The sequence below is a fragment of the Chryseobacterium endalhagicum genome, assembly GCF_016745235.1.
Lineage (GTDB): Bacteria > Bacteroidota > Bacteroidia > Flavobacteriales > Weeksellaceae > Chryseobacterium > Chryseobacterium endalhagicum.
In genome coordinates, this window is sequence record NZ_JAELVM010000001.1 from 682,913 (window position 1) to 697,468 (window position 14,556).

The window sequence follows — 14,556 nt, forward strand, 5'->3', positions numbered from 1 at the left end:
TGCAGTATGGTATTTATCATTTTTGTGATCTTCTGGGCTTGTGTGCTTTCTCTGGTTTTTTTCAAAATAAAATCGGGAAGGAAGGGAAAATGGGCAAAACTGTTCCGCATCACTACGATCATCTTTTCAATATCCTTTTTTACGTACTGGTTTATCAAAAAGAGTGCGGTAGGTTTTGTGGATAATTCTGTGGGGCTGCAGGTGGTAAATAAACTTCCGCAGACGCTGGATTTTTATCTGATAAAGGTAGATACCGCCAAAAACGGAAACCTGGAACCGAAACACATCGGGAAAATCCGTCCGGAATATTACAGGATAGAATACCTTAAAATGGATCAGTCTGACGAATACTGGATCATAGGATATCTGGGTAAAAATATGGTTTATTTCTCCCAGCATGCCGTTCCAAACAAAAATATTGACCAGATTGTAGAAGTACAGAACTACATCAACCAAAGTGTGAAGCTTTCTGGCACAGCCAGAAAACAGGTAGATGCCTACAATTATGACAATTCAAAACTGGGAATCTGGATCTCTCTGGATTTTCTGCTTATTTTTCTGAACCTCGCCCTGCTGCTGAGAAAAAACAGAGATGTAAATAATGAGTAATAAGCGATGAGCAATAAGTAATATATTATAAAATTACCTATTGCTCATTACTTATTACCTATGTATTATGGATAGTCCAGGACATGCATCACCTGTTCCTTGAATTCCTCAGGGCAGTTTTTGATCAGCTTATCCTTATTCTGTTTACTGATTTCATGAGGTTTCAGCCATTCGGTACGGTTGGCACTGAGGCTGTGGTTATCATAGACTCTTTTGATTCTCTGATCTTCGTAAAAAGTATATTCATCGCCAAGCCAGTTGCTCGCAATGCTGATTGTGCAAATTTCTTTTTCCATGACATCTTGTATTTTAAAGTACTGTCATTCGCAGGAATGACAATATTCCCTAAATTACGAATTTTTTTTTACAAAAAACCACTTTTAAATTGGTTTTAAGGGGATCATGAGAAAATGCAGCCGTTTTTTATCCTGTCTAAAACAGCGTTCCGTTGTTGTCAGAAGCCATTTGCGGGATATGAATATCTGTTTTCCATTCCTCATTCATTTTTTTAATAAAATAGGCGGAAAGCAGAGGGGAAGCTTTTTCAATGTTCTGATGCACAAAGAAATAGATGTTCTGTACCCCTTCTTTTTTCCATTTCGTTAAATGTTTCATCCAGTCGTCCAGTCTTTCATAATCACTTTCGGCATTGGCACCTACGTAGCGGATAAATGCATTCGGAGTCGTAAGGCGCATATGAAGCATATCTCGTCGCCCGGCTGTGTCTACAATGATGTTGGTGATATTGTGGGCTTCAAAAAGTTCACAGGTTGTATTGAAGATGTCCTCATCCGTAAACCATTCCGTATTTCTGAGCTCAATAGCCAGAGGAACCTCCCGGGGCCATTCTTTCACAAATTTTTCCAGTCTGTCATAATCTTTAGGCTTGAAATTATCGTGAAGCTGCAAAAATGCCATTCCCAGCTTCTGATCGAAGTTCATCACAGCAGAAGCGAAATTGGTTACCGGTTCCGTTACATCAATCAGTCTTCTGAAATGGGAAATCGTATTGGTGATTTTTGGGAAGAATTTAAAGCCTTCAGGTGTTTTTTCCTTCCATACTTCCACCTGCTCCGGTGTAGGCATTCCGTAAAAAGTAGCATTCAGCTCAATAGAATTGAATTGTTTGGCGTAATAGGTCAGTTCATCTTTCGTTCCTTTCGGATAAAATCCTTTAAGATCGGTTTTGTTCCATTTTGCACATCCGATGGAAATGTTTTCCAGGCCTTTTTTATTCTGGTTTAAAATTTCCTTAGTTCTGGAATGATCTTTAGGAAGTGTGAAATCTATTTTCGACGGGTCTTCTACTTGTCCGAATTTCATAGCTGACGTATTTGGGATTAAATAAGTATAACAAATATAAAACAAAAACCATAGATGGTTCTATGGTTTCCTGTTCAAATTATTATTTAATCGGGCTTGATAAGATTGAGTAAGGAAGGGAAGCTGGAAGCCTGAAGAGGGAAGATATTGAGGTGAAAAGCACAGCTGTTCTTCTTTTTCATATAAATTGTCCGCAGGATCTTATGATAAACTCCATAACTTCCAGCCTCCCTCCTCCGGCTTCCCTCCATGATCATTAATTCTCCTTCACAATTTTCTTAGAAATTTCAGCCGTTGCAGTTTTTACTTTGACAATATAATTTCCGGCCGGATGTCCTGAAAGATTAATTCTGGCTGCTTCATGATCAAAATCCTGACTGAAAATAATTCTTCCCTGTGCATCGAAAACTTTCACATTTTTAATATTTTCCTCAGACTTTACCATGATAAAATCTTTAACCGGATTCGGTGCGATGGTCATTTTGTTCTTATTAATACTGTTTTTTCCGGCTGCAGCTAAAACGCCTCCACACGTGGTGGTAAAGTTGATATCAGGATACATGACCTGAAGATTACTTAACTGGGCATCATCTACACAGACAGAAAAACTGCTGTTGTAATTCATAAAATCAAAACCGTCTTCAATAGAGCCGTTTCTTGCATTAACCGAAGTAAGATTCGCCATATTCCATAAAGTCATATATCTGAAATCAGGAGAAGTTGAAAAATTCAGCTGGGTAATCTGTGGGCAGTTGTTGAAATAGGCACTTGTTAACTTTGTGTTGGCTGCTGTATTCACCTGTGAGATCAATGGCATAGCCTGAAGGCCAATGTATTCCAGATTTGTGTTATTGCTGACATTGATGGAAGGCAGGAAATCATTTCCATATAAATCTAATGAAGTTAATGCCACACAATCAGTTGTATTTAAAGCGTTGATTTTGGTAAACTGTATGGTAATTTCTTTCATTCCCGTACATTGCTGAAGGTTGATTTTATTCAATTCAGGAAAGATTCCGTCGCTTGCCGGTGCAGAAAAACCGATTGACAGTTTTTGTAAGCCCGGACAGTTTTGCAGATCAAGTTCTTTTAATTCACTGTTGTTTCTGAAAACAAAATTGGTCAGAGCAATACAGTTTTTTGCGGTGATTTTTTGCAGGTCATTATTTCCCTGTGCTCCCAGCGAATCAAACCGGTCTGTTTTCAAAGTATGCAGGTTGGGAAGGTTGCTCACATTCACTGTATTCATATAGCCGCATGAACCTGTAATATCAATTTCCTGAAGAGCGGTGGCCGCACTGAAGTTGACATTGTTGGTGATAGGCTGATTAAATGCCTTTAAAATTTTAAGCTTGGGTAAACCTGAAAGATTGAGTGAAGTCAGGTTTCCGAAGAATACGCCTGCCGTGGTACTGTAAATATTCCGGTTGTAAAAAGAACAGTCGAGTTCTTCCAGATTGACCAGTCCGGTAGTACTGAAATCAATGGAAGGAGCGTTCAGACCTTTAATTTTTTTAAGATTGGGGCAGCCGCTGAGCTGGGCTGAAGAAAAGAACCCTCCGGCACTGTAATAATGATCCGTATCTGCGGTCACTTCTTCCAGATTAGGGCAGTTGGTCGCTGTAAGATCCACATTCATATTGTAAGCCTGGCTGTTGATCGGACCGCTGTTGCCATCCACAATAATCTTCGTCAATGAACTCATATTTTGAATATGCAGTTTTTCCAGCGTATAGGATGAATGGGTGTTGATGGAAGTTATATTGCTGCAGTTTTCAATATAAAGTTCTTTAATGGCTTTCTCATTGATCACGACATTTCCGGTGATTTGCGGACAGTTATTAAACCTTAATATAGTCGCGGTACTGAAATTAGGATTGAGAGCAGGCAGAAACTGGCTGATATCCTGTATTTCGGAGCAGTTAGTAAAAGAAAAATCAGGCAGAACATATTGAGTTGTTCCTGTATTATCCGTATAAAGACCAGATCCTGTATAAAGAACTTTTTTGATTTTTGAATTATTTGAAAATTGGATGACCGCAGATTTGGCATCGCTGATGTACAGTTCCTCCACATTAGAGAAAAGAAGTGCATCGGTAATGGTATCAGGCATATTGCTGTATGTGGCTGTTCCGTTTACCTTTACCGTTAAAATTTTCACCTGTTGAGCTTCCAAAAGCTGGATTTCCCCATCTCCGTTGGTATCTACAGCAATGGGATTCCCACTGATGTTTTTTGCGATATTATTACTGGTACTGGAGCTTAGGATTAAAGCTTTAAAATTTGAATTAGCAAAACTGAGATTCTGACTGTAAGCCATAGAGAAACAGCCTACCGAGAGGGCAAGAATAAATTTTTTCATTGTGTTGTATTTTTAGGTATTAAAATTCTAATTCTAAAGCTTGTGAATTGAATTTAATCCTACAAAAGTAATTTTTTTTCGTATTTTATTCTAATTTTTATTAAATATTTGAAAATAAAACGATCCGGAACCAATTTTCAGAGTAGATATTCTTTACTGAATCATTGACAAATAAAGGCCTGAATACAATGAAAAAGGCTGCCTCAGCATGAAGTAGGCCTTTTTACGAATCAATACCCAGTCATATTATCGATATGATTAAGCGTAATGTCTGCCACTAGCTTCATCAACGACGTAGTCGAACTCTTTGCTTTCCTTTAAATTCAACATCGTCTAAAATAGAAATCTTTGCGTCAAAAAAAAATTATAAAACTTGACGCAAAGATTTCATTTTAATACTACATACTTTAAGTCTGCAAAGAGAGAATCAATCAAGATTGATTCGATTAAGCGAACGTACTAAGCTCCTCAGTTTCGTCAGTAATTAAGCGTAAATAAAATATCAGCTCATAAAATTCTGATATGAAAATATACAAAAAAGACTGCCCCTTTTGAGACAGTCTCTTTCAATGTTTTATGTGTTGGAGTTACTTTACGCCTTGTGTTACCATTCTGTTGGAAATAACAGAATAGATACATCCTGTCGTTTTTAAAGTAACGGTAATTGTTCCCGGAACTGAACGGTAAGCCGTGTCACCATAAGGTTCAGTGATTTTTCCGTTTGAATCTTTTACTGTTCTTCCTTTTACAGAGTAGTTCATCGTAGCTGTTCCCGTGAATCCGCTTGAAGGATTGAATGTAACAATACCCGTAGATTTATTATAAGTCCAGGTTCCCTGCGGTGTTACTTTTTTACGGTACAGCGTAAGATCCGTGTCGTTTGTTTTTGTAAAACTGAACGTTGAATAATCAATATTGGTATTGCTTGCTGTAGGCGGAGTCGTTATGCTGATTGGGCCTTTGTAGGCAATATCATTATTAAAAACCGGAATATTGACCGGCTGAAACTTACACGTGGTAGCCGCATCATTATTGGTAACCGCTGCATATGGAAGGGTCAGCTTCACATTACGGATGATATGCTGTTGAAAAGCACCTCCAGTTGCTGCTGCAAAACCAAGTTTCAAAACAGCCGGAACCGTTGCATTCAGCGTTTGGGATGTTGCACCGCCTTCCACATCTGAACCATTGAAATCACTGGTCTGCGGATTGGCATTTTCCGTATAAGGAACTGACGTTTTATAATGATAATAATTGATGATATTGATAGGCGTTCCGTTTTGTGCCGTTTGGATATCCACCTTGATATCAAATCCATCTGTAGTCGTAGGACTTGTAAAATGTGGAATCAGATCAAGATATACCTTTCTGAAATCTCCCGTATTGTTTCTAAGGTCAAATACAGAGGAAAGCGAGTTTGAAGTAGCGGCATAGCTTCTGTCGGTCTGCAGAACTCTGCCTACCGCTCCGGTATTGCTTAACGTAGATCTGGTGACCAGAACCGGATAGCCTGTAAATCCTGCTCCCAAACCTGTTGTGTTGATAGCGGCACCTCTTGCTCCTCTTAAGGTCACATGGCTTGAGGCCTGGCTCCAGGTTACTCCCGAGATTCCGTTTATTCTGGATTCCCCCTGGAAACGCTTGGATTTAAAGTTCCCGAATTCATCCAGGGCAATACCCAGATAAGCCCCTGAAAGACCTGCTTTTCTTTGCGATGCATAAGTATCTTTTGCTCTGTTATAAGAATATCCGATACCTGCACCCGGTGCTCCGATGGTAGGGCTTGTCACCGCGCCATCATAAAGGAAGAAGGATAAACCGTCTCCATAAGTACCTCCCAGAGCAGTACCGTTTTTCATATCATATTCAAATTCAACATGCAGTCCGTTTACCGAAGTAAAAGTTCTCCCGTTGATAAATAATCCCCCGAACTGTCCTGAACTTGCGGGAGTAAGCTGTACCCCTGTAGCGGTATGCGACGCATTTCCCTGTATCGAAAGTTCCGATGCTGAAGAAGCATTCATCAGAGAACTTGAATAGGAATAAAAACCGTAAATACTGGCTACTTCGGTACTGTCAGTCTGTGCGTACACGAAATTGGTAAGCAGTGTGAAAACCAGGCTCATCAGAGACAGCCCTTTAAAATTCTTTTTCATGACTGCTTATTTTACAACAAATACGATGTTGATAAAAGATGCTGAAGTAGCATTAGATAAAACATCATAATTCAATACGCCCGTGTTGCTGATGCTGTTGATCTTGAAAACCGAAGTATCATACCCCGTTACATAATAGTGAAGATCTGTTGCATTGGGAAAAAACGGAATCGTAGCCGGAGCCGCTGCACTTCTTGCATTAGCCGGTACATTCGAAAACTGGTTTTTATACAGGGTGTACAAATCTTTTGTCTGTCCTGTAGCCGTTGTCGTAGTATCAAAAACCACGCTTGGCATGTAGAAAAACTTGGCTACATACGGAGATAGACATGCCCAGTCTGGTGCTGCAGGAGTTCCCACATTCTGACTGATACATTTCTTGGCAGTGTCGAAAACAACCAATCCTGTTGCCGGATTCGAGATCGATGAAGGATTACTTATTCTTGGTAGAAGAACTCCTTTTGAAGTACTGTTTACATCTAAAACGGAGCTTTGGTCAGGTGTGGAAGTGTTGATGCCAACCTGTGCGGTAATGGGACAAAAAGCCATTACCAAAATTAGGGTAATAATTCTGTACATTTCGAAATAATTTTTTTGTGTGTTTGTTCTATTAACAAAATTCTTGCCAATAGAAAATTAATTGTTAAATATGTGTGTTTTGTTTCTTTTGTATTACAATTAGCATTATTTAATGATAATTATAATTGATTATTTTCATCTGTGTTTAAATTCATCGTGCTGTGATTTGTTTACGTGTGTTTTGTGTGTTTTTTTTGCAGTAATGCGTTTTGTGTTTGTTTAAATTTATTTGTGTTTTGTTAATTATTATCAATAAATAAATTAATTATTGATTTATATTTTTACTATAAAATTGTTATATATAGTAAATTTTGAACAAATGTAGAAAAAATTACTTCAAGATAATAACCTTAACTGTCTGGTGCAGACCTATGATTCACTGTTTAGGGAATGAATCCTTTATATTTTCAGTATTAATGGATGATTAACGGAAAATAACTTTTTTCAACTTAAATGTTAAAATTTTGTTAAAATTTAATTCTTCCTTAATTCATCCTTTTCTCAAGACCAGCTTACTTTTAAAAATAACAGGACCACAGATTTCTCCATGGTCCTGATTTTTTTTAGGCTTTATTGCCCGAGATACACGAACATATAAGCTGAAAGGTATTTTGGCTGAAGGCTTAACGGGGTATTTGAACCTCCGGTAGAAACAGAAAATGTATGGGCATGAGCTCCTGTACTGGAAGTGGTGGAACTGTTTGAACCGTCGTCTACAACAGTTCTGGAGCTTCCTCCTTCTGCGCTGGCTGTTACACCGCTGGCTCTGTCATTATAGGTGTGATTGTGGATTCCGCTGCTTACAGTGGTAGCATTGTAGGTAACATTGGGAAGATTAGCCTGGGCAAGCGTGACTGTGCTGCTTCCGCCGGTTGTTCCCAGGGTTTCTGATGCTGACCTGGATTTTAAATACCTGTCTGTACTGTCAGGCAGCGTTGTTGAAAAACCAAGTGCCGTGGCTCTGGTCTGTACAGATGCAGGAAGGGTAGAAATAGCTCTTCCGTTAAGCAGGTACCAGCCGTCATGATCCGGAGCTGTGCTGCTGTATTTGATATCTCCCGTGTTGGGTAGCTGTACTTCCAGCTTACTCCAGGAAGAACCGTTATTGTAGTAAAATCCGGGTGTTACCCCTGTTAATGCTGCTGTTGTTGTATTGGTATTGTAAACAGTCATTCCCGCGATATGGCTGGGAAACGGACTTGCATTGTTGGTTGCTGTAAGAGATACCTTCGGCATCAGAAGTCCTTTGTTCTGATCTTTGGAATAAAGTTCCAGAACTGCCTGCGCATTGGCAGCAGGAGTAGGAGAAGTTCCGGCTGTAATAAGTACCTGCGCATTCAAAAAGTTGAATCCGGCAAGCAGAAGTATGATATAATTGATTCTTTTCATTTCAGTTTTTTTATTTTCCTAAATAGATGAAGTACTGTACCACCATGTGTTTCGGATATTGTGCAATAGGGGCGCTGGTTCCTCCGCTGGCTACAGAAAATGTATGGGTGTGATTTCCTGCCGTACCTGTGGTTCTTGTTTCCGTATTTACGGTTCTTGTTGCTGAAAGACTTCCGGCATTGAAGTTCCAGTAATTCACTCCTCTGTTGGTGTACGTGTGGACATGGGCTCCGTCTGTACTTGTATTTCCTGTGAACGTCAGATTCGGAAGATTGGCCTGGGAAAGAGTGTATGAGCTTGCTCCTCCTGTTGCTGCAAAGGCTTCCGATGTATTTTTTCCTTTTAAAATCCTGTCCGCTGTATTGGGAATGGTTGCTGTGAGGCCTATCGTAGCTGCGCTGGCCTGTGCCGAAGCCGGAAGGGTAGATGTATTTCTTCCGTTCATCAGATACCATCCTTCATGATCGGCATTCACCATGCTGGATTTAATATCTCCGATTTTTGGAATATCACTGTTGATAGACATCAGGACCCATTTGGCTCCGTCGTTATAATATAGTCCCGGAATCACATTGTTGGGTGCTGTTCCAGCCGTGGCGGTATTGTATACCCATATTCCTTCCGTGTGTGCACTAAGCGGGCTTGCAGACTGTGTGGATGCTAATGAAATGGTATTCATTAAAAAACCTTTGTTGCTGCTGTTCAGTTCTAAAACTGCAGAATTGGATGGATTTGGGGTTCCTATGCCAACCTGCGACTTTACGATCGAAAAAAATAAAATTCCGATCAGTGTGTTTACATAATTTTTCTTCATAATCAGGTTCCTAAATAAATGAATACGTTGGTGATGATATTATTCGGTACCAGGTTTACCGGCTGGCTGGTTCCGCCCAAAGAAAAGGATAAGGTGTGGGTATGTGCTCCAGAGTCGTCCGTATTGGTATCAACACTTGCCGTATTGGAAACCGGGTTATTATTTCCGCTTGCTACTGATGCAACGGTGGTAGGATTATCCGTATATGTGTGGGAGTGATTTCCTGTAATATTCGTGGTTCCTGAAAAAGTAACATTAGGAAGATTGGCCTGGGTAAGGGTAAAAGAATTTACCCCTGCGGCGGTACCGGGACTGTCCGGTCCGTTTGTATTTTTCAAATAGCGGTCTGAGGCATCCGGAAGATTGGTGCTGAATCCTAAGGCGGTGGCTCTGGCTCTTGGGTTGACAGCTAATGTACTTACTGCTCTACCATTGAGAAGGTACCAGCCGTTGTGATCGGCACTTTGAAATCCGTTTTTAATATCTCCCGTTTGTGGAGCTTTGGTTGTCATTTTAATCCATCGGGCTCCGTTATTGTAATATAACCCGGGAGTTACATTATTGGGGGAGGTTCCGGCTGTCGCTGTATTGAACACGATCATTCCCGCGGTGTGGGAAGCAAGCGGAGCTGCGTTGTCAGCAGCCTGCAGGGCAATTCTTGTCAGTAAAAAACCTTTGTTGTTTGCGGCACTCTCCAGGTGTAAAACGCTTTCTTCATTGATTACGCCTGATGAGTTTGAGATCTTGACCTGTGCATTTGTGTTTAGGATAGGGCATGACAGCAATATAAGCAGTATATTGCCGCTTAACATTTTTCTCATAAAGTAAAGTTTGAAATAATTTTTTTACAAATGTATCAAATTTTAATTTATAATACTACTTGATAATCAGTGATATATGTTTTGTTTTCACTGTTTAGGGAATAGATAACGGGCATTTTCAGTGATAATAGGAGCTGGCAAAATAATGTGGTAGGTATAAAAAAGTTTAAAATTTCCTTTAAAATTTCTCTTAAACAAAAAAAGCACGCCGAAAAAGGCGTGCTTAGTAAATATACTGATGTTTATTATTTGCAGGTGTTATGCTTCACAAGCTGAACAGGTCACAAAATTGACCATCATTTCTTTAGAAACAGAAGAACTTCTTTGGTAATAAAGGGTTTTTACACCTTTTTTCCATGCTTCAATATAAAGGTAATTTACATCTTTTACAGGCATTGTAGAAGGAATCTGTAAGTTCAGGGATTGAGCCTGATCGATATATTGCTGTCTTTGGGCAGCCTGAGAGATAATTTCCATCGGAGAGATCTCTTTAAATGTTTTGAATACTGCTTTCTCTTCGTCGGTAAGCTCTTTCAGGTGCTGTACAGAACCATGATTAAGCATGATCGTTCTCCAGGTTTCCTCGTTGTCAAGACCTTTTTCTTCCAATAATTTAGCCAGGTATTTGTTCTTACGCATAAAGTTTCCTTTTGCAAGACCGGCTTTATAATAGTTGGAAGCAAACGGCTCAATTCCCGGAGAAGTCTGTCCTAAGATCGCAGAACTTGAAGTGGTAGGAGCAATAGCCATGGTGGTGGTATTTCTCAGTCCGTACCCTTTCAGTAATTCCGGTTCACCGTAGATGTTGGCTAGCTCTTTTGAAGCGATCTCTGCCTGTTCTTTGATATGTCTGAAAGCTCTTGCATTGAACTGAGTCGCCTCAAAACTTTCAAATGGAATCATATTTTTCTGTAAGTAAGAATGGTATCCTAAAACTCCCAATCCAAGGGCTCTGTGACGCATTGCGAAATTTCTTGCTCCCTGCAGGTAGTAATTTCCTTCTGTTTTTTCGATAAACTCGGTTAAAACAGCATCCAGGAAGTAAACGGCAAGCTTTACAGCATCGGTATCTTTCCACTCATCATATAATTCCAGGTTCATGGAAGACAAGCAGCAGATGAATGATTCTTCTCTTGTAGAAGGAAGCATAATTTCAGAGCAAAGGTTACTTGCGTTAACAGGCATTCCCAGATCTTTATACACCTGAGGCTTGTTTCTGTTCACGTTATCGGTAAAGAAAATATACGGAAGACCTTTCTGCTGGCGGCTTTCAAGAACTCTTGCCCAGATCTTACGCTTGTCCATATCTCCATCGATCATATCCTGCATCCAGTAATCAGGAACACAGATTCCTGTAAATAAGTTCTGGATCGGGCTTCCGATATCTTTAATGGACAGGAATTCTTCAATATCCCCATGGTCAATATCCAAATAAGCGGCAAAGGCACCTCTTCTTACGCCTCCCTGAGAAACTACATCCATAGCAGTATCGAATAACTTCATGAACGAAACTGCTCCTGAAGATTTTCCGTTGTCCGTTACAGCGGTTCCTCTGTTTCTAAGTTCTCCGAAATATCCAGATGTTCCACCGCCAATCTTCGTCTGCATGATCACTTCACCCATTTTGTGGGTAATTCCTTCAATGCTGTCCGGGATGTGTACATTGAAACAAGAGATAGGAAGACCTCTCTGCGTTCCCATATTCGCCCAAACAGGAGATGAGAAGCTGATCCATCCTTTCGTGATCATTTCTTTGAAAGCGGGCTGTAATTCCGGCTTGTATAATTTTTTTGCTGCTGCGGTAGTAATCCTGTCGATGGCTCCGTCTACAGTTTCCCCTTTTAGCAGGTAGCCTCTGTTCAGCATCTGCTCAGACTCTTCATTGAGCCACCATATATTTGAATTTTGCTCTTCCATAGATGTTATATTTTCGAATTCCGGGGCCATTGGGAGCCCCGGAATTTTGTTGCTTTTTATATTGATTGTAATATTTCCACTTTGTGCGTACCATTCAGTCCGCTTTCGTCTCTTAGCCGTTGAAAATTTTTAAAAGACGGTACATTTAAAACCTCATGCTGAACCTCTTCATTGATATAATTTGAATAATGCAAAAAGGTAACGCCGTCTTCTTTTACATAGACCTTATATTCAAATGTCTCCTGATCAAGATTTTTGAAATCATCCAGAAACGTTTGGATATGGGTTTTGTTTTCTGAAACGTATTCAGGGTTGACGGTGTAGGTGACGATTACATTAATCATTTTGTGCTTTAAATTGTTTTATCATTCCGGGGAATGAAGTGATTTTATTAAGGTGGAATGCTTCGACAGGCTTAGTATGATATTGCTAATACTATCTGCTTTGACGCTCGCTTCGCTCGCGCCCATCCACATCCGTTTAAAACAAATCGTTCGCCGTAATACTCTTGTCGTGTTTCGTATAATCCACCGGTCTTTTGGCAAAGAAATCATCCATAGAATTCGCGAAAACCTCTTCTTCGAACCATACCATTGGACGGTATTGTTCCGGGGTAACGTTGTAACGGGTTTCCATATTGATTTTCTTTAAACTGTCGTCTACACGGTATTTCATGAAGTTCAGAAGGTCTTCTCTGGAGAATACGCTTAATTCTCCCAATTCGAAGATCCAGTCAAGGATTTCACCTTCAAGTTCAATGGATTGGTCTACCAGAGTGTAGATGTCTTCGATGTCAGAATCTGTCAACAGATCAGGCTGTTCCTCACGGATTTTGTTGATCAGGTAGATTCCTGCATTGGCGTGGATCTGCTCATCAACGGAAGTCCAAGCGATGATATTGGAAACGTTCTTCATGTATCCTTTGAATCTTGTGAAAGAAAGGATGATCGCAAATTGTGAGAAAAGCGAAACGTTTTCAATCAGGATACTGAATAATAAAAGAGAAGAAACGTATTCTTTGGGTGTTGTGGAATTCGCGTGTTTCAGAACGTTTGACAGGAAGTCAATTCTCTTTTTCACGGCAGGAATTTCGATGACGTTTGAAAATTCTTCGTTATATCCCAAAACTTCTACCAATCTGGAATAAGCTTCGGAATGACGGAATTCACATTCTGCAAAAGTAGCTCCAAGTCCGTTCAGTTCAGGTTTTGGCAAGTGGTTGTATAGGTTTCCCCAGAATGTCTTTACAGACACCTCGATCTGTGCAATCGCTAAAAGTGCGTTTTTCACAGCATGTTTTTCGTGCGGCTCCAACTGCGAATGAAAATCCTGAACATCTGCAGTAAAATCCACTTCCGAATGCACCCAGAACGATTTGTTGATCGCCTCTACAAACTGAAGAACCTCAGGGTATTCAAATGGCTTGTAACTTACTCTTTTATCGAAAATTCCCATATTAAAATATCTTTAAAATTAAATATTGTGCATTACTGTGGATAAGTTCGAAGTAATGCTTAACTTATTGTATGTTTGGTATTTACATTAGAAACATATTCACATTGGTGCGTGTAGGTTTCTTGTAAAGAACTAATGACAAAGTTCGAAAAAAAGAACTGATTTTGAAAGGGGTAAATACTAATTGGCTGAGTTTTAACCTTAAAAGTTTTCCACATTTACATGAAACCAGCACAGATAATGGCTTAGACAGGGTTATGGGTAGAAAATAAATGAAAAATTAAAGTTACAGTTAAACGGTTTAATGTAAACAGCTTTAAATAAAGAGATAATTTGTTAAACAATAAAATTTTAGAATAAATTATTGTTCTTGTAACAAATTGAAAATATCATCTACTTATTGGGTATAAAACAAGCATCACTTAATGTTAGTAATTCAGGATTTACATAAGTCATACGATACAGGGAAAAGCAAGCTTCACGTTCTGAAGGGTATTAATCTTAATATTTCCGAGGGCGAGTTTGTTTCTATTATGGGAAGTTCCGGTTCCGGAAAATCTACGCTTCTTAATATCATTGGTATTCTGGATGAAAAAGATTCAGGAACTTATGAGCTGGACAATGTGCCTATTGAGCATTTGTCTGAAGTGAAGGCTGCGGAATACAGGAGTAAATTCCTGGGTTTCATATTTCAGTCTTTCAACCTGATCAGTTACAAAACTGCGCTGGAAAATGTAGCCCTTCCACTGTACTACCAGAATGTTCCCAGAAAAGAACGTAACCAGAAAGCCATGGAATATCTGGATAAAGTTGGGCTAGGACAATGGGCCGGCCACCTTCCGAACGAGCTTTCCGGGGGACAAAAACAAAGGGTCGCTATTGCAAGAGCATTGATCACAGATCCTAAAGTGGTTCTGGCTGATGAACCAACCGGAGCTCTGGATTCCAAAACGACGCATGATATTATGAAGCTTCTTCAGGAGATCAATAATGAAGGGCGAACCATCATCGTTGTAACCCACGAACCTGATGTAGCCGCACAAACCAAAAGAAATGTTGTGCTGAAAGACGGAATCATTGAAAGTGATGAGTTTATAAAGCAGATTGTTTTGTAATGGTGAATTTTGCTTC

At 39.7% G+C, this 14,556-nt stretch carries 13 protein-coding genes; 2 read left to right on the forward strand and 11 right to left on the reverse strand.

Annotated features, from left to right (window positions below):
• The first annotated feature begins 6 nt into the window (after positions 1-6).
• The gene (locus JET18_RS03035) at positions 7-609 is read left to right on the forward strand and encodes a hypothetical protein (protein WP_202089137.1); all 603 of its coding nucleotides are present in this window, start codon (positions 7-9) and stop codon (positions 607-609) included.
• A 65-nt stretch (positions 610-674) separates the two neighbouring features.
• Here JET18_RS03035 and JET18_RS03040 read toward each other — a convergent pair whose 3' ends face one another.
• The 11 genes from JET18_RS03040 to JET18_RS03090 form a co-directional block, all read right to left on the reverse strand.
• Positions 675-905 (reverse strand): hypothetical protein, encoded by a 231-nt coding sequence (locus JET18_RS03040; RefSeq protein WP_202089138.1) that lies wholly within the window; start codon positions 903-905, stop codon positions 675-677.
• Positions 906-1,041: 136 nt separating this feature from the next.
• Positions 1,042-1,932: a DUF72 domain-containing protein gene (locus JET18_RS03045; RefSeq protein WP_202089139.1), complete on the reverse strand. Its 891-nt coding sequence runs from the start codon at positions 1,930-1,932 to the stop codon at positions 1,042-1,044.
• A gap of 256 nt (positions 1,933-2,188) precedes the next feature.
• Complete coding sequence (locus JET18_RS03050) at positions 2,189-4,294, reverse strand: T9SS type A sorting domain-containing protein (protein WP_202089140.1); 2,106 nt, start codon at positions 4,292-4,294, stop codon at positions 2,189-2,191.
• Positions 4,295-4,881: 587 nt separating this feature from the next.
• Positions 4,882-6,450: a hypothetical protein gene (locus JET18_RS03055; protein ID WP_202089141.1), complete on the reverse strand. Its 1,569-nt coding sequence runs from the start codon at positions 6,448-6,450 to the stop codon at positions 4,882-4,884.
• 6 nt (positions 6,451-6,456) lie between these two features.
• On the reverse strand, positions 6,457-7,029 hold the full coding sequence (locus JET18_RS03060; RefSeq protein ID WP_202089142.1) for a hypothetical protein: 573 nt from the start codon (positions 7,027-7,029) through the stop codon (positions 6,457-6,459).
• A 570-nt stretch (positions 7,030-7,599) separates the two neighbouring features.
• Positions 7,600-8,418, reverse strand: a complete 819-nt coding sequence (locus tag JET18_RS03065; RefSeq protein ID WP_202089143.1) for a hypothetical protein — start codon at positions 8,416-8,418, stop codon at positions 7,600-7,602.
• Positions 8,419-8,428: 10 nt separating this feature from the next.
• Positions 8,429-9,232, reverse strand: a complete 804-nt coding sequence (locus JET18_RS03070; RefSeq protein ID WP_202089144.1) for a hypothetical protein — start codon at positions 9,230-9,232, stop codon at positions 8,429-8,431.
• Between the two features lie 2 nt (positions 9,233-9,234).
• Positions 9,235-10,053, reverse strand: a complete 819-nt coding sequence (locus JET18_RS03075) for a hypothetical protein (protein ID WP_202089145.1) — start codon at positions 10,051-10,053, stop codon at positions 9,235-9,237.
• A 258-nt stretch (positions 10,054-10,311) separates the two neighbouring features.
• Positions 10,312-12,000: a ribonucleoside-diphosphate reductase subunit alpha gene (locus JET18_RS03080; protein ID WP_262896556.1), complete on the reverse strand. Its 1,689-nt coding sequence runs from the start codon at positions 11,998-12,000 to the stop codon at positions 10,312-10,314.
• 26 nt (positions 12,001-12,026) lie between these two features.
• Positions 12,027-12,314, reverse strand: a complete 288-nt coding sequence (locus JET18_RS03085) for a hypothetical protein (RefSeq protein WP_202089147.1) — start codon at positions 12,312-12,314, stop codon at positions 12,027-12,029.
• 136 nt (positions 12,315-12,450) lie between these two features.
• Positions 12,451-13,425, reverse strand: coding sequence for a ribonucleotide-diphosphate reductase subunit beta (locus JET18_RS03090; protein ID WP_202089148.1), 975 nt, complete (start codon positions 13,423-13,425; stop codon positions 12,451-12,453).
• A 425-nt stretch (positions 13,426-13,850) separates the two neighbouring features.
• Between JET18_RS03090 and JET18_RS03095 the strand changes: the two genes are divergently transcribed.
• Positions 13,851-14,540, forward strand: a complete 690-nt coding sequence (locus JET18_RS03095) for an ABC transporter ATP-binding protein (RefSeq protein WP_202089149.1) — start codon at positions 13,851-13,853, stop codon at positions 14,538-14,540.
• Positions 14,541-14,556: the final 16 nt, after the last annotated feature.